Source organism: Mycolicibacterium sp. P4_G11, assembly GCF_056555145.1.
In genome coordinates this window covers 256,629-282,893 of the sequence record NZ_JBFUJW010000009.1, presented here as the reverse complement: position 1 = coordinate 282,893, position 26,265 = coordinate 256,629, and the positions used below count along the sequence as shown (strand labels likewise).

Below are 26,265 nucleotides of genomic sequence, written 5' to 3'. Positions count from 1 at the left end.
GGCTACCCCACCACCGGACTCACACCCGAACGCCTCCGCGACGGATGGCGCCTCAACCCCACCACCGAGACACCAACGATCTACTACATCACCGACGACAGCCACATCATCACCGCACCCGCCACCGCACCAACCGCCCACATCGCCAGCCAAATGTCCGCAGAATTCCGCAACCGACACCCCATCGAGAACCCACCACCAGCCCACGACACAGGCACCGACATCTTCGACTGAAACAATCGGCCACAGTTGCGCTCCCGCAACCGCACGCCGGAATAGCGCCCGAGCGCAGAAACCGGAACCCACGCCGGTGGGCACCGAGACTCAGCCCAGGACGATCGAGTCCCCCTGCACCTGAACAACTTTGGCCGCCAGCGGCTTCTTGGCCGGCCCCTGCGCCACCGTGCCGTCGAGGTTGAACTTGCTGCCGTGGCACGGGCAGTTGATGGTGCCGTCCGCGACCGTGGTCACCGCGCAGCCCTGGTGTGTACAGGTCGTCGAGAATCCCTTGAACACGCCCGCCGTCGGCTGCGTCACGACCAGTTCGCCGACGATCACCCCCGAGCCCACCGGCACCGCGGACGTCTTGACCAGCCCGCCGTCAGTTTTGATCGGCCCCCCATCTGTCTTGGCCCCGCCGTCAGGCGCCGGGGGCGGCGCCTGACTGGCTGCGGCGGGCGGCTTGCCGTAGGTCTGGCAACCCGCTATCGCGGTGACGCCCAAGGCGATTCCCGTGTAGGCGAGCACATCCCGCCGGCCCAGGTTTTCGGACATCAGAACTTCAACCCCTCTCCGACGAAGAGCCACAACGCCGAGGTCAGCCAGAGGTAGACCAGGCTGGTGAACACTGCACCGCCGAGCACCGGAAGCGCCCAGCCGGGAACACCCTTGCGCGTCAACAGCAGCATCTTCGCGACGAACGCGCCGTAGAAGAAGCAACCCAGCAGTGAATGGGTGAGCACCCGCAGATCGGTGGTCTGGAACCCCACGGCGTACAGGCAGTGCACCGCGACCGGGACACTGGCCAAGACGGCCAGCCGACCCGACCACACGTGCGCGGCACCGATCCACGTCGGCGCCTTCACCGGCACCTTGCCGTACAGCACCAGGGCCGAGAAGACTTGGAACAGCCCAAGACTCGCGGACAACGTGGCCAGCCACGCCTTCGCATACAGCCCGCTGGAGAAGCCGGCGAAGTTGACCGAGAAGAACTTCGGCTCGTGGACCGACCCGAACACCCCGAGGCCGACCGCAACCAGTGCCCCGACCATCAGGGTGACGACGACGAAACCCGCGCCGCCCGAAGGGATTGGCGCGCGCTGCGTAGGGGCGTCGGCCGACGGATCAAACGCCATCGCTGTCGCCTTCCACGCGCTTGGCGTCCGGGGTCAGCGGAGGGGCCGGCGATGTCGCACCGTCGGCCGCGCGCTGCACGCCCGTCACCGACTTGTCCTCGCCGACGATCCAGCTGTTGCGCACGCCGTTGTCCTGGCTCACGTACAGGCCGGCCGGGGGCTGAACGGCGGAAGCCGTGAAGGGCCAACTCTTTTCGCCGATCGACAGCGTGCCGGCCACATTCTTGCCGTCATGCCGGCCCTCGAGGTGGCTGGTCTTGTCCTTGCTCGTCAGGGTGACGGTGCCGGCCTCTGCCGGTCCACTCAGCCAGGTTTCGATGGCCTTGCCATCGCACGCGTAGGCGCGGGCTGTCGCACCCTTGACCGAAATGTCCAGCGTGATGACGCCGGTTTTCGTCTCGACCTTGCCCTGGTAGTCAGCGGCCGCCGGGAACGGCACCGCGGCGGGCGCGGTGCTCGGCGGCGCCGTGGCCGACGTGGCCGGTGCGGCCTGACTGGTCGATGTCGCCGGCGCGGTGGTCGGTGCCGCGGGCCCTGACTCCTTGGAAACATTCACCGCGTAGATCCCGACGCCGAGGGCGGCGACCGCGCCCAGGGTGACGAGTGGACCCGTTACCTTCATGTTTGCTCCTCATCGGCTGTGAACCCGATGGCAACAATGATCCACCCGTCGGGACACCCGTTCATCAGATTCGGTGAGATATTCGGCCAATTCCAGTTAACGATTGGCCGACTCAACCGGAACAACGGAGCAGCGTCACAGAAGGTTCAAAGCAACTTGCTAGCCAGGAAGCACGGGCAGCGCGCCCGCGACCATCAGCGGCCGGACATCGGTCCACATCAGGTTGTTGTCCGCTGCTGAGCCCGACAGCTGCAGGACCCCGCGCTGGTCGGCGATGTACACCGTCGAGGTGTTGGCCGCCACGGTGGACACCGGAACCACCAGATTCCGTGTTGGCCCATCGGAATTCACGCCGTCGAGGTTGACGTACGACACGGGATGCGCGCCGTCGGTGCGCGTCACCACGATGTCGTCGCCGGTGCGCCAGGACAACGACAGCGCCGTGTTGCCGAGGCCGTAACCGAGTCGGCGCGGGTAGGTGAGCGCGAGCTGACCGCCCTGGCCTTGCTCGACGCTGGCCAGGATCACCTGGCCGTTGATCACCATCGCGGCCCGCGTGGCGTCCCGGGACAGCTGCAGCCCGCTGATCGGGCCGGGGAATTTGGTGGCCACGGCCGACGAGTCGACGGGGATGCGGGCGGGTTGGCCCGAAGCCGCTTCCTGGATCGCCCGTACGACGTTGGTGCCGTCGACCACGATCCAGATTGCGTCGTCGAGCGACCAACTGGGACGCGACAGGGTGTGCGCGTCAAGCGCCTGCGCGGCGTCGCCGTTGACCGGGCCCACCCACAGCGACTGCGCCATGTCCGGGGCACCGGGCCGCAGCGTCACCACCGAGGCGACCTCCTGCCCGCTGCGCGACAGCGCGGCCGAGGTCTGGCCCGGCAGTTGCCCGAAGGCCCCGCCGACCCGCGGCGCGTTGTCGCCTTCCAGGGAAACCAGCGATCCTCCGGCCAGAGCATGCAAGCCGGCCGCGGCGCCGGGGTCGGCACCCGGGTCGGTGGCCGCGACGTCGGAGGTGTTCCAGCCTTCGGCGAACCGGTCGTCGAGAGCGGCGCCGTCGGCGTTGATCACGTACGGGCCGTTGACCCCGGCCCGGAACAACGTCCAGATGATCTGCGCCGCAAGCAATTGCCGGCTGTGCGGGTCAGTGGTCGACAGGCTCTCGAGGTCGATCCTGGCGCCGCCATACCCGCGCCCGACACCGGTCTTGCCGCCGTCGGCCCGGGTCACCGGACCACGCAGCCGCAGCGGTGCGGCCATCAGATTCCGAACGCTGCTGGCCATCTCGGGCCGCGGTCCGGACAGCAGCTTGGTGACCAGTTCGGTGGCCAACTGGTCAGGGTCGGACACCGCGACGTAGCGCGGGTCCGGCACGACGGTCTTGCCGGTCGGGTCGACGAAGTAGAGCGTGTCCCGTTTGTAGGTGGACTGGAACTGTTGCCAATCCAGGAAAACCCCATTGGGTAGCTTGTCGATCCGCCAGCCCCGCGGCGTCTTCACGAGATCGATGGGGCCGGGGTCGGGCAGCGCGCCCTCGCCCGTCTCGAACACCCCGACGTCCGACAGCGAGCCCAGGATGTCGGCGTGCATGGTCACCGAAACCTTGTCCGTGCCACGGGTTTCCACGAAGACGACGCGGTCGATCAACAGGGCGCTGCCGGCGTCGTCCCAGGAGCGGGACGCCGATTCGGTGAGGAACTGACGCGCGGCCAGGTGCCGATTCGCGGGATCGGCGGTGGCCTTGAGGAATTCGCGCAGCAGCAAGTCCGGGTCCATGCCCGGCGACGGTGTCGGCAGATTGCGCGGCGCCGGCCGGTCGACCGTACCCACAGCCTGCGGCGCGGACGAACTGGGCACCCCAGCGCACCCCGTCAACACCAGCAGCAGCACGGCGCAGACCGCCAATGCCCCTTTCACGAGGTCTCCACGGCGGGCAGTTCTCCGGCGGAAAGGGCCGTAACCGATTTGGGCCCAGCAGGTTTGAGCGGCAGCGGGCTGGTGGTCACCTTGTGACCTCGCACCAGCGGCAGCGTGAGCCGGAAGCAGGCGCCGTGGCCGGGTTCGCCCCAGGCCTCCAACCGGCCCTGGTGCAGGCGGGCATCCTCGATGCTGATGGCCAGGCCGAGGCCGGTGCCACCGGAGCGGCGCACCCGCGAGGGGTCGGACCGCCAGAACCGGCTGAACACCATCTTCTCCTCGCCCGGTCGCAGACCCACGCCGAAATCGCGGACCGTCACTGCCACGGTATCCACGTCGGCCGCCATCTTGATCTGCACTGGCTTCTTCTCGGCATGGTCGATCGCGTTGGCGATGAGGTTGCGCAGGATGCGCTCGACACGGCGGGGATCCACCTCGGCGATGACGGCCTCGTCCGGAAGATGCACGGCGAGTTTGATATTCGCGTCGTCGGCCAGGTGCCCGACGTTGTCGAGCGCGCTCTGCACGGTGTCGCGCAAGTCGACCGACTCCACCGATAGTTCGGCCACACCGGCGTCGTGCCGGGAGATTTCCAGCAGATCGGCCAGCAGCGTCTCGAAGCGGTCGAGTTCGTTGACCATCAACTCCGTCGAGCGCCTCAGCGCCGGCTCGAGGTCCTCGCTGTGGTCGTAGATCAGGTCCGCCGCCATGCGCACGGTGGTCAACGGCGTCCGCAGTTCGTGACTGACGTCAGAGGTGAAGCGGCGCTGCAGGTTTCCGAACTCTTCGAGCTGGGTGATCTGCTTGTGCAGGCTTTCGGCCATGTCGTTGAACGACACCGCCAGGCGCGCCATGTCGTCCTCGCCGCGCACGGGCATGCGCTCGGTGAGGTGGCCCTCGGCGAACCGCTCGGCGATGCGCGACGCTGACCGCACCGGCAGCACGATCTGCCGGGCCACCAGCAGCGCGATGGCCGCGAGCAGGCCCAGCAGCACGATGCCACCGGTGGCCATGGTGCCGCGCACCAGCGCGATCGTGCTCTCTTCGTTGCTCAGCGGAAAGATCAGGTACAGCTCGAGATTGGTGACCTGCGACGACGTCGGGCTGCCGACGATCAGCGCGGGCCCGGAGAAGCCGTCGGTGTGGACGGTGGCGTACTGGTAGCTGACCTGTCCGGCTTTGACGAAGTCGCGCAAGGAATTCGGAATTTCCCCCACCGGGCCGGCCGATGTGGCCGCGCGCGGACCGTCACCGGGGACCACCAGAACCGCATCGAAGGCACCGGCCAGGCGGGAGCCCGAATCGACCTTGCGGTCGATGAGGGTGTTGCGCGCCAGCTGCAGGCTGCTGCCCAGCGAGCGCGTCTCCTCGCCGCCGACGATGCCACTAACTGTGGTTCGGGCGTGCTCGACCTCTTCGGTGCCGGCGCGGACCTTGGCTTCCAGGATGCGGTCGGTGATCTGACTGGTCAGCACAAAACCCAGCACGAGGATGACAGCGAGGGACAACCCCAGAGTCAGGGACACCACGCGCAGCTGCAGCGAGCGGCGCCAGGCGTAGCCGACCACCCGGCCGACAGCACCCAACCCACGCACGAAAGCGCCCGAGCCGAAACCGCCACGGATGCGCCGTCGGGATCCCCAGATCACCGGCGCCCTACGGTCTCAGGCTCGGGCTTGACGAGCCGACCGATCACGGCGGTCCGGCCTTGTATCCCACTCCTCGAACGGTCAGCACCACCTGCGGGTTCTCCGGGTCCTTCTCGACCTTGGCCCGCAGCCGCTGCACGTGGACGTTCACCAGACGGGTGTCTGCCGGGTGGCGGTAGCCCCACACCTGTTCGAGCAGCACGTCACGAGTAAACACCTGGCGCGGCTTCCGCGCGAGGGCGACGAGCAGGTCGAACTCCAGCGGCGTCAGCGAAATCTGCTCACCCTGACGGGTCACCTTGTGGGCCGGCACGTCGATGTCGACATCGGCGATGGACAGCATCTCTGCCGGCTCGTCGTCGTTGCGGCGCAACCGCGCCCGCACCCGCGCCACGAGCTCCTTCGGCTTGAACGGCTTCATGACGTAGTCGTCGGCGCCGGACTCCAGGCCAAGCACCACGTCGACCGTGTCGGTCTTGGCGGTCAGCATGACGATGGGCACGCCCGAGTCGGCGCGCAGCACACGGCACACGTCGATGCCGTTCATTCCAGGCAGCATGAGGTCCAACAGCACCAGATCAGGGCGCAGCTCGCGGACCGCAGTCAGCGCCTGGCTGCCGTCACCGATGACGGCGGTGTCGAAGCCTTCACCGCGCAGCACGATGGTGAGCATCTCGGCCAGAGATGGGTCGTCGTCGACGACCAGAATGCGTTGCCTCATGGCGTCCATGGTGTCACCAGATCGCGATAAAGCTGTGATCTCCGATGGGTGTTTTGCTTCTTACCTGACAACTTGCTGGTAAACGGCGCAGCCGGGTCAGCCCAGGAGTCGGCCGGCCAACTCCCCCGGGTCGACGTCGGGCGCGACCAAAGCCCAACGCCCGACCCAATTTTCGGCCGCCAGCGCGGTGTACACCGCGCCCGTACGACCCTGCAGGCCCCCGTCGCGCTCGTAGGCGTCGCGGGTCCGCGCAGAGTCCTGGGCTTCCCGGCGCGCCGCCCGCTCAGCGGCCAACTCCGTCGGCACATTCAGATAGAGCTGCCAGTCCGGCACCGGCAGTGCCAATCGCTCGAACTCCAGCTGCCGCACCCAGGCGACGACGTCCCCGTCCGCGTCCTGGTGCAGCCGCGCCGCGCTGTACGCGGCGTTGGAGCCGACGTACCGGTCGAGGATCACAACATCGTGCGCGTCGTTCATCGCTGCGATCTCGGCTTTGGCGCCGGCGCGGTCGAGCGCGAACAGCATCGCCATGGCGTACACCGACTCGGCGAGGTCACCGTGCTGACCATGGAGCGCCTCAGCGGCGATGTCCGCCTCGACGGACCGGCCGTACCGCGGGAACGCCACGGTGGTCACCGACTTGCCGCGGGCTTCGAACTGCGCCCGCAGCCCCTGGGTCAGGGTGTTCTTCCCCGCTCCATCGACGCCTTCGATTGCGATCAGCACGGTAGGAGCGTAATTGGCGCCCGGGCGTATGCCCTGGCGCCCACGGTCACAAACCCAACGGCCGCAGCATCAACTGATCGAGCTCCGGGCCGAGTTCTGAAACGCTGAAGTCCCCTTCGAAGTTCACCGCCACCTGGCCGACCTCCAGTTCCGGTGAGGTGCACCAGGCGGTGTCGCCACCGTTGGTGGTCAGCCACAGCATCTGCGTCGACGCGATGCGGTCCTCGGTGTTCCAGTCCGGGATGCCGTCCGGAAAATCGGGAAAGCCCGCCCACGCGGCGAATGTGGACATGTACGACGGCTGCGCCAGTCCGTAGGACTCACCGTCGAGCATGGTGAAACCGGGGTGCACGTCGGTGAGGAACGTGCGCACCGCAGCTGGCAGGGATTCCCAATACGGCGGCGTCGGTCCGGTGTTGAACCGCGGATCCCAACCCACCCAGATGAGCGGATCACCGTCAGTGCCTTCGAAGTAATACAGCAGCGCGACACCGTCCTCACGCCAGAAGCTGACGCGCACGTCGCGCAGCCGCGTTCGCAGTGCGTCCGCGAAACCTGGCACCATGGCCAGGAAATCGGCATTCCACCGAGCCAGTGCCAGCTGCACACGCTCGGCAGGATCGCCAGATAACGCGATCGCCCCGAACGGACCCGCCATGTCCGGAACCGGGGACTCGAACACAGCCACCTCGTCGGCGGCACACAGCTCCTCCAGCTTGCGCGGCCCGGTGACCGTCGACGGCACCCCGTAGTCGAGTTGGTCGAGCGCAGTGGTGTCCCCGGCCGCCGCCGTGGCAACCACGTGGCGCAAATGGGCGCGCACACCTTCCTCCAGCGCCACCTGGTCGGCCTGATAACCGGAGTCAACACCACGCAGCCACTGAGCGCTGCGACCGCTCTGCATCCAGTACACGGGACGCGATACCCACTGCAAGTTGAACGGCGTGTAGGCCACTCGAGACATCTGCTCGGGGGTCAGCTCGGTGAAGCCGGGGATGTACAGGATTTCGGCGAGCGTGATGATCCGTGCCGCAACCACCGCGGCCTCGAACTTGCCCTTACCGATTGTCGGGGGTACCAACGGCGCTTCATCCACGCCATCCAACGTAAGGGCGAAACCGGAGGGCTCCTGACACGAATTTCTTTGTCGGTGGCAGGCGGTACCGTCATGAACGTGGGCGGAGGCCGGTCGCTGAATGCTGCACCGATGGCCCGAATCATGTTGCACCATAGGATAATTCACGCGATTTCACGGTTGCGCCGCACCACACAATGCGAGTAGTATCGAACATATGTGCGAGACCGTGTTCGCCATCGATCCCGACGCCACCGAGGCGGCGTTGGTCGATCAACTCGCCGCGATGAGCCGCGCCACCTCCAGCATCGCGGCAGCCCAGGCCCAAGTGACCGCATTGCTGCAAGCCAAGCGCAAAGCACGCGAAGACGCCGAGCACGTGCCGGCGTCTCAGCGCGGCAAGGGCCTCGCCACCGAAATCGGGCTGGCTCGCCAAGCCTCGCCGTGGCACGGCGCCAGGTACCTGAAGATGTCCCGCATCCTGGTCGACGACATGCCTCACACGATGGCCGCACTGGCCCGCGGAATGCTCACCGAGCGCCGGGCCATGATCATCGCCGGCCACGCGGAGTGCCTGTCACCCGAGAACCGGCGGGCACTCGACGCCGAACTGTGCGCCGACCCGGCCGAGCTAGAAGGCAAGGGCGACAAGAAGATCAACGCCGACGCCGGGCGCATCGCCTTCCGGCTCGACAGCGACGCCGTCCTGGCCGCCATGAGTCGCCACCAATGCGACCGCACCATCACCGTGCGTCCCGCGCCCTACGGCATGGCATATGTCACCGCACTGCTCACCGCCGCCGAAGCCTGTGCCGTGCAGCAGGCACTGCAACAGGATGCGGCCGACGCAGCCGCCGAATCGATCGCCAGCGGCGGCGGACTCGGCAGCCGCGGACAGCTGTTGGCCGACGCGTTCTACCGCCGCACCACCGGTCGCGACGTCGGCGCCGCCGTCCCCATCACCATCAATCTGGTGCTGTCCGACGAAAGCCTGCTGGCCCAGGGCACCGAACCCGCGATCCTCGACGGCTACGGCCCCATCCCAGCGGCCGTGGCGCGCCAGATGATCTGGGCCACGGTGGTCGACCCGGATACCGACGCCGCGGTGCGCAGGCTGTACGCCAACCCGGCCACCGGCAACCTCGTCGCGATGGAATCACGGGCGCGCGCATTCCCGAAGGGCCTCAAGTGGCTCATCAAACTGCGCGACCAAACCTGCCGCACCCCTTACTGCGACGCCCCCATCCGCCACATCGACCACGTCAACCCACACGCCGCCCATGGCGCCACCAGTGCCCACAATGGCCAAGGACTCTGCGAGAGGTGCAACTACACCAAGGAACAGCCCGGGTGGCAGACCAGAACCATCTATGACCAATACGGTCGGCACACGACCGAGGTCATCACACCTACCGGCCGGACCTACCGCAGCACCGCGCCACCGACCCCCACCGGTGCCCGAGTACTCACCAGCGACATCCACGTCGTCAGAATCCACGCCGCCTGAATCGGGGGCACACCAGACGGTAGGTTGGCGCGCATGACCGGGGTCGAGGAGTCGCGGGGTTCGCGGAAAAAAGCGCGAACCTATGCCGCGATCCTGGATGCCGCTGAGGTGCTCTTTCGTGAGCGTGGCGTTCGGGCCACCACGATTGACGACGTGGCCGAACAGGCCGATGTCTCGGTCGGGTCTGTCTACGTGCACTTCAAGAACAAGTCAGGCCTGTATTTGGCACTGGTCGAACGGGCCTTGGACTTGAACGAGAAGGCGATGGCTCGTGTTGCCGAGCAGAACATCGCAAGCCCGCTCGAGCGGGTCCTTGCGGCTGGTGAGGCGTATCTGCGGTTCCACCTCGAGGAGCCGGGCGCGTTCCAGATGATTGCGTTGCGCGTCCTCGAGCCGGGCTCGGGCCAGGACGACCCGGAGGTGGAAAGTCGCATTGCCGATCGCGTCGAAGCCCTTGTCGGTGCCGTACATGCCGACCTGGTGCTGGCAGCGCAGGCGGGCGAGATCCGCGACGATCTGGACCTCGCCCGCGTGATGCGCTTCGTCTGGGGCGCATGGAACGGCGTCATCGCTTTGGCGTTGCGTCAGGATCGCCTACGTGTTGACGACGCCGAGCTCGAACAGACCCTCAACGTGGGTCTGCAACTCCTCAGTGACGCGCTGCGCGTCGACGGCGCACGGCCGTAACAGCCATCCCGACGAACCCGACGGTCGTCGACACGAACGAAGCCCCCGCCGCTGCCTGATACTTCTTGTCCTGAAAGAGCTTTGGCTCGAACGCCAGTGGCAGGAACAGCATCGCGTTGCTCCACGCGCCGGTGGCCAGCGAGCGCTGGACGATCTTCGGGGCGTCGGGGACCGCAAGCCCGAGAGCCACGGTGCAGGTCCCGAGCATGACCAGGTCAAGGTGCCATTGCCGCACGCGCTCGGCACTGACGATGCCCAGGCGCTCGGCCTTTTCCTTGTCGGTCATCGCCAGGGTGTAGACCCACCCGGACAGGGCTGCGGCGGCGAGCTCGACGACACCGGAGGTGACGAGCCCGGAGGGACGCGCGCTCACGCGTTGACCTCCTTGCGCCGCGCGGCCTGCGCGCGGTCGTAGAAACGGCGACCGACCAGGTTCTGGTAGCTCCACGCCGCGGCGGCGATGGTTCCGCGCTGCTGGAGCCAGAACCGGTCACTGGCATACGTCTCGGTCGTGCGGCCCAGCTCGACCTGAGCCATGGCGATGCCTTCACCTTGCTCACGGCTTCGACGGGCGAGGACGCGGCCGGTCTTGTCGACGATCTGAGCGCCGCCCTCGAAGTGGCCCCGATACGTGAACGGGGTTCCGAGGAAGCGGCACTCAACGGTTCCGGCGTGGGCGGCGTGGATGACCGGTGCGCCGACGTGGCGGGCGAAGGTCGCGGGCGCCCGGGTCGCACGAGCCTGGTTGCCGGGCTCGAGACGGGTGAGCAGCGGCCAGTTGGTCGGCAGGCTCCACCAGCCCGAACCGCCGACGACCAGGTCGACCTGCCCGCCGAGTCGGGCGACGGTCTGCGAGCGCATGAGTTCCCAACACATGGCCACGCCGACCGAATGCTCGCCGGCCTCGAAGCGGCCGGGATCGGTGCCGCCGGTGTAGAGAGCGCTCTCCCACATCGTGGGGAGGTCCTTGTCATGGCGGCCGACGAGGTCGCCGCCGGGACCGTAGAGGAAGAACGCGTTGCGGGTCTCGCCATCGCTGTCGCGAACAATGATGGAGCCGCCGACATGGATGCCGTGTGACTGTGCAAGGCGCGCAAGGAGTTTGGTCGGCTCGCCGTCGGCCGGTGGCGCGTTCTCGGTCAACTCAGGAAGAAAGCCGACGCCCGTGGCGAAGAACTCGGGCAGTACCACCCAGCTCGCGCCGTCGCCGGCTGCCCGGTTCACGAGACGCTCGCAGTCCTCGAGGTTGTAGTCGATGTCACCGACCTTCGCCTCGGTCTGGACGGCAGCCGCCAGTACCATTTTTGTAGCCTCACTCATAACTGAACGATACTATAAAAACTCTTCGGCGGGCAGCCCCCCACACCGGATTGAACGATTTCCGCGCGCCCTACGTGTCAACAGGTATAGGACCGGAAGGACCCTGAGATGCGTACTGCACTAATAACTCTCATTACACTCGCCGCCACTGCCGCCGTTCTTGCCCCCGCCGCGCCGGCAGCGGCCGAGTCAGCCATCGTCACGATCGGCCAGTTGGAGGCCGAGGGATTCCACGTCAACGTCGACCGGGTCGGCAGCGGACCGCTCGATCAGTGCGTGGTCACCAGCGTCCGCAACCCGCAGGAGCAGACCAGGCTCATTCGGGTGGACGGTCCCGGCAACCGGGATCAGGTCATCCGCGTGGTGGTCCGCCGGACCATCACCGTGTCGCTGGATTGCAGCAGGTAGCGCGGGCTCAGTGCGCGATCACCGGCAACGTGATCGACGACGGATGTGCCGGGTCGTGCAGGATGGTCTGCGTCGCCACCACGGTCGCCGCGTCGCGCCCGAATGGCGCCCCGGTGTTGGGGTTCGGCGCGAACTGCGGGTAGTCGCTGCTGGAAATCTCCACCCGCACCCGGTCCCCGGCGCTGAGTTGGTAACTGGTGGGCCAGATTTGGATGCGGTACTGGTACGGCTGGCCGGGCACGATGGGCGTCGGCGCTGACAGCGAGTCCCGGAACGACGCCCGCAGAATCCCGTTGTTCAGATTGACGGCCGTCCCGTCGGGCTTGACCACCACCAGCTTGGCCGTGAAATCGGTGTCCACCGCAGATGATTGGGCCCACAGCGTGACGGTGGCCGCCCCGGTGATCTCGGTGGCGTGAGCCACCGGGTCGCCGGTATAGACGAGAACGTCGGAGCGCTGCTCCACGGGTGTCTGATCATAGGGTCCTTGCGGACCGGAACGCGCACCGCAGCACGAGTGCCCGCCCAGGCTCGGAGCCGGGTTCAGCGGGTCGTAGGTGTAGGTGTCGGGCGGCTGCGGTCCGGGCAGGACGGGCTGCAGCTTTCCCTCGCGGTCGGCGATGCCGCCGGCGCCGGATAGGAAGTAGTTGATCCATTGGGTCTGTGGCAGTGGCCAATTGGTGGCCGTCTGCCAGGTGTCGGCGCCCATGGTGAAGTAGTCGACGCGCGGCTTGCCGGCCACACCATTGTCGACTCCCTTGAGGAAGTGGTCGAACCAGGCCAACATCAGCTCATTGATCGGGCTGTTGCCCACTGCCCCAATATCTTTGAGCATCGGTGCAGGTTCGGAATCGGGGCGGCCCCAGGCCACGTGGTCCCACGGCCCGATCACCAAGCGCTGGTTCGCACGCGCAACGTCATTGCCGCCGTGGGCGACCATCCCGGCGAAGTTCTCCACTCCCCCGGCCAGGAAGGCGTCGTACCAGCCCTCGAAGTGCAGCACCGGAATTCGCACTGCCGGATACCGGTCGCGGATGCTGAGCTGCTGCCAGAAGGCATCACGCGTGTTGTGCCGGACCCAGTCGAAATACCACGGCGCCACCGCCGGGTTGTGCGGCTGCATCGGCGGAAGGTCTTGTTGCGGGCGGAAATTCAGCCAGCGGGTGGGGTCGGCTGCAGCATCCCGCAACAGCCGCTCCGCCTCGGCGTCCCGGCGGTTCTGCGCAGCCCCGAGGGCAATCGAATCGATGGCCCACGGCTGCACGAACCCCAGCCGGAACTCGCCGCCCTCGTAGGTCCAGCCGTCGTAGTAGTCGGATGCCGTGTTGGCCGGCGCGATGGTCACCAGATGCGGCGGCGCCGTCACCGCTGCAAGCCACTGCGTCGCACCGACATACGACGACCCGTACATGGCGACCTTGCCGTTGGCCCCGGGCAGTCCGGCTGCCCATTCGACGGTGTCGTAGCCGTCGGCCATGTCGTTGGTGAACTCGCTGAACACCCCGCCAGAGCTGCCTTGGCCCCGAACATCTTGAATCACAACGAGATAGCAGTGCGAGGCGAACCAGTCCGGCGGCTGGTAGCGCTCCGGCGAGGTCTGCGCCCCCGACTTTCCGTACTGAGTGCGCATGAGCAGCACCGGTACGGGGTCAGCGGTCTTCGGGCGGTAGACGTCAGCGCGCAGGACGACGCCGTCGCGCATGGTGGCGCCGACGTCGCGTTGGGTATCGACCGCGCACGGCCCCCGGCCCGCGGCAGCAGGAAACAGCGAGCCCGGCGGGCGGTCCGCACCACAGGCAGCCACCAGCACCAGCACCATCGCGAACACCGCACCGCGGATCAAAGCGCGCACGCTCCCACGCTAGTGCGTCGCCGAAACCGCGGGTGCGCGGACGGTTACGGAAGCCCGGGGCCGCCCGACGTCGTCGTCAGGACCAGGACGTTCTGGTCCCGGTCCAGGAACGCCTGGGTCGCCATGGTGGGGCTGGAGAACAGCTTGTTCAGCTCGGGGCCCGACAGATACGGACCATCGGGCAGCTCCGACTGCAGAATCTTCTGCACCATCGGTTGCCGGTCGGTGGCGACCGGGTGGTACTCCGCCAACAGCCGGGTGGTCTCCGCGGGCGACAGTTTGACCACCGCGTCGATCCAGTTCACCTTGCCGGCCAGGCTGGGATCACCACTGTTGTTCCAGGTGACCCACACCGCTTCGTCGGGCTTGTGCAGTTGCGGGAACTGCCAGACCAATTGCTGGACGTCGTGCCGGACCATCCCCGGCGGTACCGGCGGGCCCTTGACGGGCTGCGACGTGCCGCCGAAGAAGTCGAGGCTGCCCAGATTCACGCCGTCGCAGCCGGCGGTCAACGCCACCCCGACCAGGGCCAGCAACGCGACGAGCCTTCCCACCGGGTTGTTCCGCATGCCTCGACCTCCCGTCACGAGGGTGCCCTGATGTGCGGAGATTCTAACTCTGAAACCCGCCGATCAGCAGTTCTTCAGCAAACACTTCAGCGCGTCGCCGGAATCGTAATTATCGCGCATTGCAATATAAGCCGCCACCGCAGGCGGACACTTCAGCTAATCTCACACCCGCCCGCCCCCAGGCGATTACGTCACACCCTTCGCGGGCACGCAAAAGCCCCCAATTTCCTTGGAAATTGGGGGCTTTCGCGTTTGCTCGTGCCGCGAAGGCTACTTAGTAGCGGTAGTGCTCCGGCTTGTACGGGCCTTCGACGTCCACGCCGATGTACTCGGCCTGGTCCTTCGACAGCTTGGTCAGCGTGCCGCCGAGAGCCTCGACGTGGATGCGCGCGACCTTCTCGTCGAGGTGCTTGGCCAGGCGGTAGACCTCGTTGTCGTACTCATCGTTCTTGGTCCACAGCTCGATCTGGGCGATGACCTGGTTGGAGAACGAGTTCGACATCACGAACGACGGGTGGCCGGTCGCGTTGCCCAGGTTCAGCAGGCGCCCCTCGGACAGCACGATGATCGACTTGCCGCTGTCGCCGAAGGTCCACAGGTCGACCTGCGGCTTGATGTTCAGCTTGGTGGCGCCGGACTTCTCGAGCGCGGCCATGTCGATCTCGTTGTCGAAGTGGCCGATGTTGCCCAGGATGGCCTGGTTCTTCATGGCCTTCATGTGATCGAGCAGGATGATGTCGTAGTTGCCGGTCGCGGTGATGACGATGTCCGCCTGGGCGATGCCCTGCTCGACGGTGACGACGTCGAAGCCGTCCATCAGCGCCTGCAGCGCGTTGATCGGGTCGATCTCGGTGACCGCGACGCGCGCGCCCTGTCCGGCCATCGACTCCGCACAGCCCTTGCCGACGTCGCCGTAGCCACAGATCAGCACCTTCTTGCCACCGATCAGCACGTCGGTGCCGCGGTTGATGCCGTCGATCAGCGAGTGGCGGGTGCCGTACTTGTTGTCGAACTTGCTCTTGGTGACCGAGTCGTTGACGTTGATGGCCGGGAAGACCAGCTCACCCGCGGCGGCGAACTGGTACAGGCGCAGCACGCCGGTGGTGGTCTCCTCGGTGACACCCTTGACCGACTCGGCGATCTTGGTCCACTTGGTCTTGTCGTTCTCGAAGCCGTTGCGCACCAGCTCGAGGAAGACCTTCCACTCGGCCGAGTCGTCTTCTTCAGCGGGCGGCACGACGCCGGCCTTCTCGTACTGCGCACCGCGCAGCACCAGCATGGTGGCGTCGCCGCCGTCGTCCAGGATCATGTTGCAGGGCTCGCCGTCCCAGGTGAGCATCTGCTCGGCGCACCACCAGTACTCCTCCAGCGTCTCGCCCTTCCAGGCGAAGACCGGGGTGCCCTGGGGCTCCTCGGGGGTGCCGTGCGGGCCGACGACGATGGCCGCGGCGGCATGGTCCTGGGTGGAGAAGATGTTGCACGACGCCCAGCGGACCTCTGCGCCGAGCGCGGTCAGCGTCTCGATGAGCACCGCGGTCTGCACGGTCATGTGCAGCGAGCCGGAGATGCGTGCACCCTTGAGCGGCTGCACGTCGTGGTACTCGCGACGCAGCGCCATCAAGCCGGGCATCTCGTGCTCGGCGAGGCGAATCTCCTTGCGGCCGAACTCGGCTTCGGACAGGTCGGCGACCTTGTAGTCGATGCCGTTACGGACGTCTGCCTTCAATTCCGTCATGGATTAGAGCCCCATTCATTCGTCAGTTGCCTGTGCGTGCGCCAAAGCGCACCGGAGTGACCCCATGGCCTGCGGGCTCGCGGGACAGGCACCAAGAAAACTGCTCGCATGGCGCGCTGACGGCTACGGAGTATCCGTACTACCGTAACGGTCGGCGAACGGCGTCATGAGCCGGGCCAGGTCAGCGGCCACATCGTGGTCCGCTTCCGGCGGCATTGACACGTAACTGATCGCCAGCCGGACGATCGCCCGGGCCAGCACCCCGGCGTCTTCGTCGGAAGTCCGCACCCAGCTGCTGCGGAAGATCTCGGTCAGGCGCACAGAACAATGCGAGATGATCGGCGCGCTGTCGGTGGTGATGATCTGCAGCAGATCGGGCTTGGCGACGCCGGTCAGCAACGAGATGACCAGCGGGTCGGACGCCGACTCGGTGAAGAACATCCGGAAGCCCTGCAGGAACGCCGCGTGGATGTCACCGACGTTGGCGTAGATGGAGTGCTCGACGGCGTCGACCAGGCGATCGGCGAGGCGCATCGCGTAACCCTCGGCCAGGCCCTGGCGCGAGCCGAACTCGTTGTAGATGGTCTGTCGACTGATGCCGGCCGCGCGGGCGACGTCGGAGAGCGTGATGGACGACCAGTCCTTGGCCAGCAACAGCTCTCGCATGCCGTCCAGGATCGAGTGCCGCAGCAGGACCCGAGAGGCCTCGGCGTACGGCACGCGAGGTGCCGCGGGACGCGGCACCTCGGGTCCGTCGGGTACTGCGGCGGCGGCGGTCACGACGCCACGACCTCCACCATGTCGAAATCGGCCTTGGCGGCGCCGCAGTCCGGGCAGCTCCAGTCTTCGGGGATGTCGGCCCAGCGGGTGCCGGGCGCGATGCCGTCCTCCGGCCAGCCCTTCTCCTCGTCGTACTCGAAGCCGCACTGCAGGCAGACGAACTTCTTGAACGGCTCACTCATTGGTTCACTCCCACCTGTTCGAAATCGACCTTCTCGCGGACCGCACAGTCGGGGCAGCACCACTCGTCGGGGACATCATCCCACGCCGTGCCGGCCGGAAACCCTTCACGCGGAGCCCCTTTGGCCTCGTCATAGACATAACCACAGCCCGGGCAAGCGTATGAACTCATACTCAGGCCACCCCGTACTTGGCCATCACCTTGTTCCGCACCCGCGGGTGGACGTTGACCTTGGTGATGTCGCCGTCGTAGTGCTCGATGACCCGGTGGTCCATCATCCGGCGCCACAGCGGCGGGATGTAGGTCAGGCCGATCAGGGTGGCGTAGCCACTGGGCAGATTCGGGGCGCCGTCGATGCTGCGCAGCGTCTGGTAGCGACGCGTCGGGTTGGCGTGGTGGTCACTGTGCCGCTGCAGGTGGTACAGGAACAGGTTGGTGACGATGTGGTCGGAGTTCCAGCTGTGCACCGGCGCGCAGCGCTCGTAGCGTCCGCTCTCGGTCTTCTGCCGCAGCAGGCCGTAGTGCTCCAGGTAGTTGACCGACTCCAGCAGGCTGAATCCGTAGATGCCCTGGATCAGGACGAACGGGATGAGCGCCGGGCCGAACACCGCGATCAGGACGCCGAAGAACACCAGCGACATGAGCCACGCGTTGAGGACATCGTTCTTGAGGTAGGTGCGGGGATCCCACGGGCTGCGTCCGAGGCGACGGATGCGCTGGGCCTCCAGCTCGACCGAGGACTTCAGGGCACCCCACACGGTGCGCGGCAGGAACTCCCAGAAGGTCTCACCGAAGCGGGCCGACGCGGGGTCTTCCGGGGTGGCGACGCGGACGTGGTGACCGCGGTTGTGCTCGATGTAGAAGTGGCCGTAGAACGTCTGGGCCAGGGTGATCTTGGCCAGCCAGCGCTCCAGGTTCTCCTTCTTGTGTCCCATCTCGTGCGCGGTGTTGATACCGACGCCACCGAGCACGCCGACCGACAGTGCGACGCCGAGCTTGGCCCACCAGGCCAGCCCGCCCTCGAAGCCGAGCCAGCTCAGGTCCTTGGCGGTGAACAGGTACGCGCCCATGATGACGCTGGCGTACTGGAACGGGATGTAGACGTAGGTGCAGTAGCGGTAGTACTTGTCGTTCGCCAGCTGGTCCATCATCTCGTCCGGCGGGTTCTCCCCGTCGGGCCCGAACTTCAGGTCGAGGATCGGCAGCAGCACATAGAGCAGGCCGGGGCCGATCCACAGCGGCACCTGCGCCAACGCGTGCCATCCCGCCTGGTTCAGTGCCCAGATCAGCGGGAGCATCACGAACAGCGCCGTGGGCGCGATCAGGCCCATGAGCCACAGATGACGCTTGCGATCACGCCACTGCTCAACGTTGACGTCGGATACCTCGACTGACACGGGTCCACCTCCATTGGTTTGCCGACAACTTGTGATCTTGACTATAGACCGCAGTTTGTCGCCGGTCTAGACATTAGAGGCGATTTTGTAAAACGACTTGTGGCAGCCGTCACCGCTGCAGGTGACTGCGGGTTTTGTCGGCGTCAGCCGCGGTACAGGTCGGGCTCGATGTAGATGATGCGGGCGTTGGGGACCGCAGCGCGGATCGCGACCTCGGCGGCGTCGATCGTCGTGGCGACGGTCTCCAGGTCGGTCTTCGGGGCCAGCGCGACCTTCACACCGACGAGCATCTCCTCCGGCCCCAGGTACTGGGTCCGCAGGTGGATGACGCGGTCGATGTGCGCCGTCTGCTCCAGCGCGCTGCGGATGCTGCCGGTCTCGTCGACGGTCGCGCCTTCACCGATCAGCAGGCTCTTCATCTCGACCATCAGCACCACCGCGATGACGCCGAGCAGCACACCGATGGCCGCGGTGCCGATGCCGTCCCACACCGGGTCGCCCGTCAGCATCGACAAGCCGACGCCGCCCAGGGCCAGCACCAGACCGATCAGCGCGCCGGTGTCCTCCAGCAGCACCACCGGCAGCTCCGGGTTACGCGAGGTCCGGATGAACCGCCACCAGCTGCCGGACCCCTTGAGCGGACGCGATTCCTTCACCGCGGTGTAGAAGCTGAAACCCTCGAGCCCGATCGCGACGACCAGGATGGCGACGGCGACGATCGGCGAGGACAGCGGCTCGGGGTGGCTGATCTTGTGATAGCCCTCGTACAGGGCGAACATGGCACCGAGGCTAAACAGCACCAGCGCCACCACGAACGAATAGAAGTAGCGGCTACGGCCGTAGCCGAACGGATGCAGATGGTCGGCATCCTTGCGCGCCTGCCGCTGCCCCCACAGCAGCAGCCCCTGGTTGGACGTGTCCGCCAGCGAGTGCACCGACTCCGCGAGCATCGACGAACTACCGGTGATCAGAAAGCCGACGAACTTCGCCGCCGCGATCCCGGCATTGGCCAACAGCGCCGCGACAATCGCGCGCGCACTCCCCGAGGCCGACATGACCTGCCCTTTCGTAGGTTTTTTTAGATCCCTACCGTCGCACGGAACACCGTCGACGGCTCTTCGGCCACCAACCGCACGGGTCCCTCCCCGGCGGCGATCCAGGCGGCGGCCCCCTGGTTCAGGGTCAGCTCGCCACCTGCGGAATGCACCTGCACCCGGCCCTGCGTGCCCAGCAGAATCTGCGGGCCGGCGTGCTCCTTGGGCACCTCGACCGCACTGCCCACCCGGTCGTCGCCGATCCGCAGGATCGACACCGCGAACTCCGGTGCGGGCGTGTCGAACACCTCCTCGACGCCGGCGGTTGAGCCATGCTCGGCCGGCCGCGGGCGGATCGGCCGACCATCGGTCGGGGTGAAGTCGAGTACGCGAAGAAGTTCCGGCACATCCACGTGCTTGGGTGTCAGGCCACCGCGTAACACGTTGTCGGAGTTGGCCATGACCTCGAACCCCAGGCCGTGCAGATAGGCGTGCAGATTGCCGGCGGGCAGATAGATGCCCTCCCCCTCGACCAGGCTGATGCGGTTGAGCAGCATGGCGGCCAGCACGCCGGCATCGCCCGGGTACCGCTCGCCGAGTTCGAGCACGGTCTTGGCCTCGGCCGCGAATTCCGTTGCCCCCGAACGGATGTAGTTCACCGCGCCGTCGAGCACGGCCGGCACCAGCACGTCGAGATCGGGCTGCGGCAAGGTGATCCAGGTGGTGAACACGGCCCGCAGCCCGGCCCCGTCCGACTGGCCGGCCAGCAGGTTGATGTACGGATCGAGGTCGGACACCGCCAGTGCCCGCATCAACTCGACGGTGCGGACCACCGGCCGGAATCCGGCGAGCGCCTCGAACGGGCCGAGGGCCACGATCAACTCGGGTTTGTGGCTGCGGTCCCGGTAATTGCGATTGCGCGCGTTGACGGCAATACCTTGGCGCTCTTCACGATTGAAGCCCTCGGCGGCCTGCTCGGCACTGGGGTGCGCCTGCAGCGACAGCGGTTCGTCGGCGGCCAGCACCTTCGCCAGGAACGGCAAGACCTCACCGAACCGGGCCCGGACCTCAGGCCCCAGCTCGCCGCCGGGATCGGCCCGGATGACGTCGAGCAGCGACACCTCGCCGTCTGCGGTCTCCAGCCGCGCCGGGTCCCCCGGGTTCGCACCCAACCACAGTTCAGCCTCGGGATGCGCTGTGGGACTGGGCTTTCCGGCGAAATCGGCCAAGGCGGTACGCGACCCCCAGGCGTAGTTCCTGACCGCGCCTCGTAGCAGATGCACTATGTCTAACCTCGAACCAGTTTCAGGTACACGGCCGTCATCTCCAGCCGTACCGCCAGCATCGCGATCTGTTGTTCCAAGCGGCTACCCGGCACCTGCAGCCCCGCGTCGGGCACGTCGTCGGCGCTGAGCACGTCGACGTCACCACCGAGGGCGTCCATCCGGGCGATCACGCCGGGGCGCTCCTCGTCAGCACACAGCACCACGGTGCGGACCCGGGCCGGCACGGGCCCGTCGATCTCGGGATCATGGAAAAGCGAGTCCTCGTAAGACATTTCGACGGTCTGCCGGCCGAGCCCACCGTGCAACGCCACCAGGGCGTCGGCGCCGCCGGTCGCGGTCACCAGTTGATGGGCCACCCGCAGCAGCACCGTCGCGCCATGGCGGACCAACGCCAGCATGGCCGCGCCCTCCCCGGCCAGCACCACCTGCCGGCCGGACATCCGCTCGGCCAGGTTCTTGGCCGGGTTGGTGAAGATCTCGCGGGCCGCGCTGTTGCGCAGGGCCTCGGCGTCCAACTCGTCGGCCAGGGCATCCAGATCGATGCGCAGTGCCGGGTCGACGACCATCATGGTCGCGAGCCCCGCGGCCAGGTACCGGGTGAGGCCGAAGTCGTCGGGCACCGACAGCCGCGGCGGCAGCACCACCGCACGGCCGGCGGCGGCGTCGCGCAACGGACCGTCGTTGGGCGCCACCACGATCACGCGGGCACCGCGGCGCACGCCGGTCGCGACCGCGGTCACCAGCGCCGGGTCGGCCGCGTCGTCGCCCGCCACGATCACGACGTCCAGTGCGCCGATCCACGGCGGCACATCCGGGGTGACCACCAGCGGGATCGACGACGTCGCCCCCAGTGCCGCGGCCAGCACGGCCCCGGCCGCGCCGGGTGCTCCGGACGCCCCGCGCCCGCACACCCAGGTGACGGTGCGCGGACGTTGATCGGAGCGCAGCTCGTCGAGTTCGCCCTCAGTGAGTGCCGCGGCGACCGCGCGGGTCTGCGCGCCGGCCATCGACGCCGCCCGCAGCAGGCCGTCGCGGTCGGCCGCGATCAGGCCATCGACATCGTCGAGGTCCAGGGTCGCCGGGGCGGCACTCATGGCGTCGACTCGCCGGTGCGCCCACTGACCGCCTTGATCTGTGCCGCGATGTGCTCGACGATCTGGTCGACCTCCGCACCCGTGCGGGATTCGACGTTGAGCCGCAGCAGCGGTTCGGTGTTGGAGGTGCGCAGGTTGAACCAGCGCCCGTCGCCGAGGTCGACGGTCACCCCGTCGAGTTCGTCGGTCGACACGATCTCGCTGCCGTACGAGGTGATGACCGCCTGGACGCACGCCGGTGCGTCGGCGACGGTGAAGTTGATCTCGCCGGACGCCTCGTACCGCTGGTACTTGGCCATCAGCTCGGACAGCGGACGGTCCTGCTCCCCGAGCGCCGCCAGCACGTGCAGTGCGGCGAGCATGCCGGAGTCGGCACCCCAGAAATCGCGGAAGTAGTAGTGCGCCGAATGCTCGCCGCCGAAGATCGCGTTGCTCTCGGCCATCAGGGCCTTGATGTACGAGTGGCCGACGCGCGAGCGCACTGCCTTACCGCCGCGCTCGGCGATCAGTTCGGGCACCGCACGCGAGGTGATGAGGTTGTGGATGACGGTCGCGCCGGCCTCCCGGGTCAGCTCGCGATCGGCGACCAGCGCCGTCACGGCCGACGGCGACACCGGGTCGCCCTTCTCGTCGACGACGAAGCAGCGGTCGGCGTCGCCGTCGAAGGCCAGACCGATGTCGGCGCCGTTGTCGATGACATGCTTCTGCAGGTCCACCAGGTTGGCCGGGTCCAGCGGGTTGGCCTCGTGGTTGGGGAACGTGCCGTCGAGTTCGAAGTACAACGGCAGCAAGGCGATCGACGCGACGGTGCCCAGCACCTCCGGAGTGGTGTGCCCGCCCATGCCGTTTCCGGCGTCGACCGAGACCCGCAGCGGACGCAGCCCCGAGACGTCGACCAGCGAACGCAGGAAGGTGCCGTACTCGGCGAGCACGTCGCGATCCTCCACAGTGCCGGCGGCGCCGTCGTGACCGGGCACGCCGCCGATGACCTCATCGCTGATGTCCGTCAGACCAGTGTCCTTGCCGACAGGCTTCGCCCCGGCGCGGCACAGCTTGATGCCGTTGTAGGCCGCCGGGTTGTGGCTGGCCGTGAACATGGCGCCCGGGCAATCGAGCAGACCCGAGGCGAAGTAGAGCTGATCGGTCGACGCCAACCCGATCCGGACCACGTCCAGACCCTGCGCGGTGACCCCGCTGGCGAACGCCGCAGCCAATGACGGTGAGCTGGGCCGCATGTCGTAACCGACCGCCACGCGGGTGGCGCCCTCGGCGCGCATCAGCCGGGCGAACGCACCGCCGACGTCGGCGACAAACGACTCGTCGATCTCCTCGCCGACCAGCCCGCGTACGTCATATGCCTTGATAACGCGCTGTACAGAGGCAGCAGGCCGAGACATAGCCCTCCCGATCTCATCGTTTGCAGACCACTGCATACCGAGGGTCTGTGACAGTCAGCCTATCGGCTGGCCCATCTGCCCGGGGACGGTCGGTGGGGTTCGGCAGGAGTTGGGGCGCTAACCCTCAGGAGGGTCCGGCAACACTCGCAGATGGCCGCGGCGTCGTCCATTGGGCTGCCCGCCGTGCTGCGTGCGCGGCGCGGGCGGTGCCATGACCGCGCCACCCTGCGCTCCGGCGTGGCTGCCGGGGGGCGGATCGCTGAAACCTGTTGGGATACCGCCGCGAGACGGCGAGTCGCGACCTTCGCGCACCGCGTCGGCGAGCGCGACGAGGTCGTCATCGTCCGAAGGCGTGGGCAGCGGACCCGCATGGCGGACCAACTCCCACCCGCGGGGCGCGGTGATGCGGCTGGCGTGCGACACACACAGGTCCCACGAATGCGGCTCCGACACGGTCGCCAACGGACCTACGACTGCCGTGGAATCCGAATAGACAAATGTCAGCGTCGCCACGGCGTAGTGCGGGCAACCTGGCCGGCAGCAGCGACGGGGAACATTCACTCGGCGAGATTATCGCGCCGCCGACGCGCCCACTGCCGGACACGCGCGTCGCGGGTACGTCGATCTCCAACCGTTACTATCGGCCGATGGCCCACTCGCGTGTGCGCCGCCGTCGCGGCATGCGCGGCCCGCTACTCCCCCCGACCGTTCCCGGATGGCGCAGTCGCGCCGAACGATTCGACATGGCGGTGCTGGAGGCCTACGAACCCATCGAGCGCCGCTGGAGCAGCCGGGTGTCCGGGCTCGACGTCGCAGTCGATGAGATTCCGCGGATCTCCCCCAAAGATCCCGATGCCATCCAGTGGCCGCCCGAGGTGATCGCCGACGGGCCGGTGGCGCTGGCGCGGCTCATCCCGGCCGGGGTGGATGTTCGAGGGAATTCGACACGGGCGCGAATTGTGTTGTTCCGCAAGCCCATTGAGCGGAGGGCGAAGGACTCCGTTGACCTCGCCGACCTGTTGCACGAGATTCTCGTGGCGCAGGTAGCCACGTATCTCGGCGTTGAACCATCGGTGATCGACCCGACCATGCTGGACGACTGACAGGCCGGTCGACCTACCCGCGAGCGCGGTGCGTCAGATGACGCCGCGCTTGATCCGCCGGCGCTCGCGCTCCGACAGACCGCCCCAGATGCCGAAGCGCTCGTCATGCGCCAGGGCGTACTCGAGGCACGCGTCGCGCACCTCGCAGCCCAGGCAGATGCGCTTGGCTTCCCGGGTCGAGCCACCCTTCTCGGGGAAGAACGCCTCAGGGTCAGTTTGCGCGCACAGGGCACGCTCCTGCCACTGGTCTTCCGTGAGCTCGGGCTCGTTGTCGATGTGTTCGGGCACCAGACTCAGCTGCGGCCGTCCGGCGACGACGTTCTGGACAGGTCCGGTGTTCGTGTGCGGTGCGGTCCCAACAGAGCCGAGCATCCGCCCATCGAATTGAACGACATGATCGAAATCAGCGTGTTCGTAAGACATTTGCCGCCTCCTCCCCTGCTTTACGTAGTTTTCAAAACGGAGTCCAACTACTTGCCCTGCGTGCCGTCGGTGGCGATCAAAATTCGAACATACGGTCGAATCTCAGTCTGCTGCACCGGAACCGGTAAACAAACCGGGAATGACACTGGTGTGATTACACACGGGTTAGCTGCCATGGTCAAGCGGATGAAGCGCATTTCCTACCATCTTGTGACCTGTTTACGGCGCGTCGTTATCGCGGCGTGTCGCGATAGTGACCAATAACACGCTGCTGCACAACGCACTTGGTAATTGCGATAGCCGATACGCCTGTTACTCAAGTGAATACTGAGGTTTTAAGTTTGCTGCGCGCCAAATTGCCTTTCCGGGCGCGTCATTCCACCCGGCCGTCATCGCCTAGGGTGAGTCGACGTGAAGGTGACGGTTCTGGTCGGTGGCGTCGGCGGCGCTCGTTTTCTGCTCGGCGTCCAGAAACTTCTGGGGTTGGGTCAATTCGCCGAACCCGGCACAAACTCCTCGGGCCCCTCGCCGCACGAATTGACCGCGATCGTCAACGTCGGTGACGACGCCTGGATGTACGGCGTCCGCATCTGCCCCGACCTCGACACGTGCATGTACACCCTCGGCGGCGGCATCGACCCCGAACGCGGCTGGGGCCACCGCGACGAGACCTGGCACGCCAAGGAAGAGCTCGCCGCGTACGGCGTACAGCCGGACTGGTTCGGGCTCGGCGACCGCGACCTGGCCACCCACCTGGTGCGCACCCAGATGCTGCGGGCCGGCTACCCCCTGTCCCAGGTGACCGAGGCGTTGTGCGACCGCTGGCAGCCCGGCGCCCGGCTGCTGCCGGCCAGCGACGATCGCAGCGAAACCCACGTGGTGGTAACCGATCCCGAAACCGGCAACCAGCGCGCCATCCACTTCCAGGAGTGGTGGGTTCGCTACCGCGCCCAGATCCCCACCCACAGCTTCGCGTTCATCGGTACCGAGAAGGCCACCGCCGCACCGGGAGTCGCCGACGCCATCGCCGGCGCCGACGTGGTGCTGCTGGCCCCCTCGAATCCCGTCGTCAGCATCGGTTCGATCCTCGCCGTGCCCGGCCTGCGCCGCGCGCTGCGGTCCACGCCCGCACCGGTGATCGGGTACTCCCCGATCGTGGCCGGAAAACCGTTGCGCGGGATGGCCGATGACTGCCTCAAGGTGATCGGCGTCGACAGCACCTCGGAAGCCGTGGGCACGCACTACGGCGCCCGCGGTACGACCGGCATCCTCGACGGCTGGCTGATCGACGAGGGCGACCACGCCGAGATCGAAGGCGTCAACGTCAAAGCCGTGCCGCTGTTGATGACCGACCCGGCGGCCACGGCCGAGATGGTCCGGGCCGGACTGCAACTCGCCGGAATCCAGCTGTGACCGAACGCGCC

At 67.1% G+C, this 26,265-nt stretch carries 28 protein-coding genes and 1 pseudogene; 6 read left to right on the top strand and 23 right to left on the bottom strand.

Going from position 1 to position 26,265, the window contains the following annotated elements; translation table 11 throughout:
• Positions 1-234: pseudogene (locus tag AC1U2B_RS21190) on the top strand (hypothetical protein); the annotation flags it as partial.
• Between the two features lie 90 nt (positions 235-324).
• On the opposite strand, the gene AC1U2B_RS21185 reads toward AC1U2B_RS21190, so the two are convergent.
• From AC1U2B_RS21185 to AC1U2B_RS21150, 8 genes are all read right to left on the bottom strand, one after another.
• Positions 325-774: a QcrA and Rieske domain-containing protein gene (locus AC1U2B_RS21185; RefSeq protein WP_480218321.1), complete on the bottom strand. Its 450-nt coding sequence runs from the start codon at positions 772-774 to the stop codon at positions 325-327.
• Positions 774-1,355 carry a DUF6529 family protein gene (locus AC1U2B_RS21180; RefSeq protein ID WP_480218320.1) on the bottom strand — a complete coding sequence of 194 codons (582 nt, stop codon included), beginning with the start codon at positions 1,353-1,355 and terminating at the stop codon, positions 774-776. Before AC1U2B_RS21180 ends, AC1U2B_RS21185 begins: the two co-directional genes overlap by 1 nt.
• The gene (locus tag AC1U2B_RS21175; protein ID WP_480218319.1) at positions 1,345-1,977 is read right to left on the bottom strand and encodes a hypothetical protein; all 633 of its coding nucleotides are present in this window, start codon (positions 1,975-1,977) and stop codon (positions 1,345-1,347) included. Before AC1U2B_RS21175 ends, AC1U2B_RS21180 begins: the two co-directional genes overlap by 11 nt.
• A 159-nt stretch (positions 1,978-2,136) precedes the next feature.
• On the bottom strand, positions 2,137-3,897 hold the full coding sequence (gene lpqB, locus AC1U2B_RS21170; RefSeq protein ID WP_043392397.1) for an MtrAB system accessory lipoprotein LpqB: 1,761 nt from the start codon (positions 3,895-3,897) through the stop codon (positions 2,137-2,139).
• A complete protein-coding gene (mtrB, locus tag AC1U2B_RS21165) occupies positions 3,894-5,546 on the bottom strand; it encodes an MtrAB system histidine kinase MtrB (RefSeq protein ID WP_260940009.1) in 1,653 nt (550 codons plus the stop codon). The genes lpqB and mtrB overlap by 4 nt, the downstream gene beginning before the upstream one ends.
• Positions 5,547-5,589: 43 nt before the next feature.
• A complete protein-coding gene (mtrA, locus tag AC1U2B_RS21160; protein ID WP_020102929.1) occupies positions 5,590-6,276 on the bottom strand; it encodes a two-component system response regulator MtrA in 687 nt (228 codons plus the stop codon).
• Positions 6,277-6,363: 87 nt separating this feature from the next.
• Positions 6,364-6,993, bottom strand: a complete 630-nt coding sequence (locus AC1U2B_RS21155; protein ID WP_480218318.1) for a dTMP kinase — start codon at positions 6,991-6,993, stop codon at positions 6,364-6,366.
• A gap of 46 nt (positions 6,994-7,039) precedes the next feature.
• Positions 7,040-8,089 carry a hypothetical protein gene (locus AC1U2B_RS21150; protein WP_480218317.1) on the bottom strand — a complete coding sequence of 350 codons (1,050 nt, stop codon included), beginning with the start codon at positions 8,087-8,089 and terminating at the stop codon, positions 7,040-7,042.
• A 196-nt stretch (positions 8,090-8,285) separates the two neighbouring features.
• Between AC1U2B_RS21150 and AC1U2B_RS21145 the strand changes: the two genes are divergently transcribed.
• Positions 8,286-9,575: an HNH endonuclease signature motif containing protein gene (locus AC1U2B_RS21145; protein WP_480218316.1), complete on the top strand. Its 1,290-nt coding sequence runs from the start codon at positions 8,286-8,288 to the stop codon at positions 9,573-9,575.
• A gap of 33 nt (positions 9,576-9,608) precedes the next feature.
• Entirely contained in the window at positions 9,609-10,262 is a 654-nt protein-coding gene (locus AC1U2B_RS21140; RefSeq protein ID WP_043985945.1) for a TetR/AcrR family transcriptional regulator, read from the top strand.
• On the opposite strand, the gene AC1U2B_RS21135 is transcribed toward AC1U2B_RS21140, so the two are convergent.
• A complete protein-coding gene (locus AC1U2B_RS21135) occupies positions 10,225-10,635 on the bottom strand; it encodes a hypothetical protein (protein WP_480218315.1) in 411 nt (136 codons plus the stop codon). The genes AC1U2B_RS21140 and AC1U2B_RS21135 overlap by 38 nt on opposite strands.
• Positions 10,632-11,564 carry a carbon-nitrogen hydrolase family protein gene (locus tag AC1U2B_RS21130; RefSeq protein ID WP_480218340.1) on the bottom strand — a complete coding sequence of 311 codons (933 nt, stop codon included), beginning with the start codon at positions 11,562-11,564 and terminating at the stop codon, positions 10,632-10,634. The genes AC1U2B_RS21135 and AC1U2B_RS21130 overlap by 4 nt, the downstream gene beginning before the upstream one ends.
• Before the next feature lie 126 nt (positions 11,565-11,690).
• Here AC1U2B_RS21130 and AC1U2B_RS21125 point away from each other — a divergent pair, with 126 nt between their 5' ends.
• Positions 11,691-11,990 carry a hypothetical protein gene (locus tag AC1U2B_RS21125; RefSeq protein ID WP_480218314.1) on the top strand — a complete coding sequence of 100 codons (300 nt, stop codon included), beginning with the start codon at positions 11,691-11,693 and terminating at the stop codon, positions 11,988-11,990.
• Positions 11,991-11,997: 7 nt separating this feature from the next.
• Here the strand turns inward: AC1U2B_RS21125 and AC1U2B_RS21120 are convergent, their stop codons facing one another.
• From AC1U2B_RS21120 to AC1U2B_RS21065, 12 genes are all read right to left on the bottom strand, one after another.
• Positions 11,998-13,818: a CocE/NonD family hydrolase gene (locus AC1U2B_RS21120; protein WP_480218339.1), complete on the bottom strand. Its 1,821-nt coding sequence runs from the start codon at positions 13,816-13,818 to the stop codon at positions 11,998-12,000.
• Between the two features lie 68 nt (positions 13,819-13,886).
• Positions 13,887-14,411 (bottom strand): hypothetical protein, encoded by a 525-nt coding sequence (locus AC1U2B_RS21115; RefSeq protein ID WP_480218313.1) that lies wholly within the window; start codon positions 14,409-14,411, stop codon positions 13,887-13,889.
• A 274-nt stretch (positions 14,412-14,685) separates the two neighbouring features.
• Positions 14,686-16,146, bottom strand: coding sequence for an adenosylhomocysteinase (gene ahcY / locus AC1U2B_RS21110; protein ID WP_480218312.1), 1,461 nt, complete (start codon positions 16,144-16,146; stop codon positions 14,686-14,688).
• Positions 16,147-16,269: 123 nt separating this feature from the next.
• Positions 16,270-16,926: a TetR family transcriptional regulator AlkX gene (alkX, locus tag AC1U2B_RS21105; protein ID WP_043985949.1), complete on the bottom strand. Its 657-nt coding sequence runs from the start codon at positions 16,924-16,926 to the stop codon at positions 16,270-16,272.
• Positions 16,923-17,108: a rubredoxin gene (locus AC1U2B_RS21100; protein WP_138231750.1), complete on the bottom strand. Its 186-nt coding sequence runs from the start codon at positions 17,106-17,108 to the stop codon at positions 16,923-16,925. The genes alkX and AC1U2B_RS21100 overlap by 4 nt, the downstream gene beginning before the upstream one ends.
• Complete coding sequence (locus tag AC1U2B_RS21095; protein WP_260940042.1) at positions 17,105-17,278, bottom strand: rubredoxin; 174 nt, start codon at positions 17,276-17,278, stop codon at positions 17,105-17,107. Before AC1U2B_RS21095 ends, AC1U2B_RS21100 begins: the two co-directional genes overlap by 4 nt.
• Before the next feature lie 2 nt (positions 17,279-17,280).
• Complete coding sequence (locus AC1U2B_RS21090; RefSeq protein WP_377042048.1) at positions 17,281-18,540, bottom strand: alkane 1-monooxygenase; 1,260 nt, start codon at positions 18,538-18,540, stop codon at positions 17,281-17,283.
• Between the two features lie 107 nt (positions 18,541-18,647).
• The gene (locus AC1U2B_RS21085) at positions 18,648-19,559 is read right to left on the bottom strand and encodes a cation diffusion facilitator family transporter (RefSeq protein WP_480218311.1); all 912 of its coding nucleotides are present in this window, start codon (positions 19,557-19,559) and stop codon (positions 18,648-18,650) included.
• Positions 19,560-19,582: 23 nt separating this feature from the next.
• Positions 19,583-20,821 carry a mannose-6-phosphate isomerase, class I gene (manA, locus tag AC1U2B_RS21080; protein WP_480218310.1) on the bottom strand — a complete coding sequence of 413 codons (1,239 nt, stop codon included), beginning with the start codon at positions 20,819-20,821 and terminating at the stop codon, positions 19,583-19,585.
• A gap of 5 nt (positions 20,822-20,826) precedes the next feature.
• Positions 20,827-21,918: a TobH protein gene (locus tag AC1U2B_RS21075; protein ID WP_480218309.1), complete on the bottom strand. Its 1,092-nt coding sequence runs from the start codon at positions 21,916-21,918 to the stop codon at positions 20,827-20,829.
• Positions 21,915-23,315 carry a phosphomannomutase/phosphoglucomutase gene (locus tag AC1U2B_RS21070; protein ID WP_260940049.1) on the bottom strand — a complete coding sequence of 467 codons (1,401 nt, stop codon included), beginning with the start codon at positions 23,313-23,315 and terminating at the stop codon, positions 21,915-21,917. Before AC1U2B_RS21070 ends, AC1U2B_RS21075 begins: the two co-directional genes overlap by 4 nt.
• Positions 23,316-23,432: 117 nt before the next feature.
• Positions 23,433-23,876 (bottom strand): DUF3499 domain-containing protein, encoded by a 444-nt coding sequence (locus tag AC1U2B_RS21065; RefSeq protein ID WP_260940050.1) that lies wholly within the window; start codon positions 23,874-23,876, stop codon positions 23,433-23,435.
• A 119-nt stretch (positions 23,877-23,995) separates the two neighbouring features.
• On the opposite strand from AC1U2B_RS21065, the gene AC1U2B_RS21060 reads away from it, so the two are divergent.
• The gene (locus tag AC1U2B_RS21060) at positions 23,996-24,418 is read left to right on the top strand and encodes a metallopeptidase family protein (protein WP_043392897.1); all 423 of its coding nucleotides are present in this window, start codon (positions 23,996-23,998) and stop codon (positions 24,416-24,418) included.
• A 33-nt stretch (positions 24,419-24,451) separates the two neighbouring features.
• On the opposite strand, the gene AC1U2B_RS21055 is transcribed toward AC1U2B_RS21060, so the two are convergent.
• Positions 24,452-24,790 (bottom strand): WhiB family transcriptional regulator, encoded by a 339-nt coding sequence (locus AC1U2B_RS21055; protein ID WP_480218308.1) that lies wholly within the window; start codon positions 24,788-24,790, stop codon positions 24,452-24,454.
• A 462-nt stretch (positions 24,791-25,252) separates the two neighbouring features.
• Between AC1U2B_RS21055 and cofD the strand changes: the two genes are divergently transcribed.
• Entirely contained in the window at positions 25,253-26,254 is a 1,002-nt protein-coding gene (gene cofD / locus AC1U2B_RS21050; RefSeq protein WP_480218307.1) for a 2-phospho-L-lactate transferase, read from the top strand.
• The last annotated feature ends 11 nt before the right edge of the window (positions 26,255-26,265 follow it).

Coding starts and splice junctions, on each gene's coding strand:
- AC1U2B_RS21095 (WP_260940042.1), bottom strand. CDS start 17,278: ATGAGTTCATACGCTTGCCCGGGCTGTGGTTATGTCTATGACGAGGCC.
- AC1U2B_RS21060 (WP_043392897.1), top strand. CDS start 23,996: ATGCGCGGCCCGCTACTCCCCCCGACCGTTCCCGGATGGCGCAGTCGC.
- AC1U2B_RS21125 (WP_480218314.1), top strand. CDS start 11,691: ATGCGTACTGCACTAATAACTCTCATTACACTCGCCGCCACTGCCGCC.
- mtrA (WP_020102929.1), bottom strand. CDS start 6,276: ATGGACGCCATGAGGCAACGCATTCTGGTCGTCGACGACGACCCATCT.
- AC1U2B_RS21100 (WP_138231750.1), bottom strand. CDS start 17,108: ATGAGTGAGCCGTTCAAGAAGTTCGTCTGCCTGCAGTGCGGCTTCGAG.
- AC1U2B_RS21055 (WP_480218308.1), bottom strand. CDS start 24,790: ATGCTCGGCTCTGTTGGGACCGCACCGCACACGAACACCGGACCTGTC.
- ahcY (WP_480218312.1), bottom strand. CDS start 16,146: ATGACGGAATTGAAGGCAGACGTCCGTAACGGCATCGACTACAAGGTC.
- AC1U2B_RS21070 (WP_260940049.1), bottom strand. CDS start 23,315: ATGTCTCGGCCTGCTGCCTCTGTACAGCGCGTTATCAAGGCATATGAC.
- AC1U2B_RS21075 (WP_480218309.1), bottom strand. CDS start 21,918: ATGAGTGCCGCCCCGGCGACCCTGGACCTCGACGATGTCGATGGCCTG.
- AC1U2B_RS21180 (WP_480218320.1), bottom strand. CDS start 1,355: ATGGCGTTTGATCCGTCGGCCGACGCCCCTACGCAGCGCGCGCCAATC.
- AC1U2B_RS21175 (WP_480218319.1), bottom strand. CDS start 1,977: ATGAAGGTAACGGGTCCACTCGTCACCCTGGGCGCGGTCGCCGCCCTC.
- AC1U2B_RS21115 (WP_480218313.1), bottom strand. CDS start 14,411: ATGCGGAACAACCCGGTGGGAAGGCTCGTCGCGTTGCTGGCCCTGGTC.
- AC1U2B_RS21145 (WP_480218316.1), top strand. CDS start 8,286: ATGTGCGAGACCGTGTTCGCCATCGATCCCGACGCCACCGAGGCGGCG.
- AC1U2B_RS21185 (WP_480218321.1), bottom strand. CDS start 774: ATGTCCGAAAACCTGGGCCGGCGGGATGTGCTCGCCTACACGGGAATC.
- AC1U2B_RS21085 (WP_480218311.1), bottom strand. CDS start 19,559: ATGTCGGCCTCGGGGAGTGCGCGCGCGATTGTCGCGGCGCTGTTGGCC.
- AC1U2B_RS21140 (WP_043985945.1), top strand. CDS start 9,609: ATGACCGGGGTCGAGGAGTCGCGGGGTTCGCGGAAAAAAGCGCGAACC.
- AC1U2B_RS21130 (WP_480218340.1), bottom strand. CDS start 11,564: ATGGTACTGGCGGCTGCCGTCCAGACCGAGGCGAAGGTCGGTGACATC.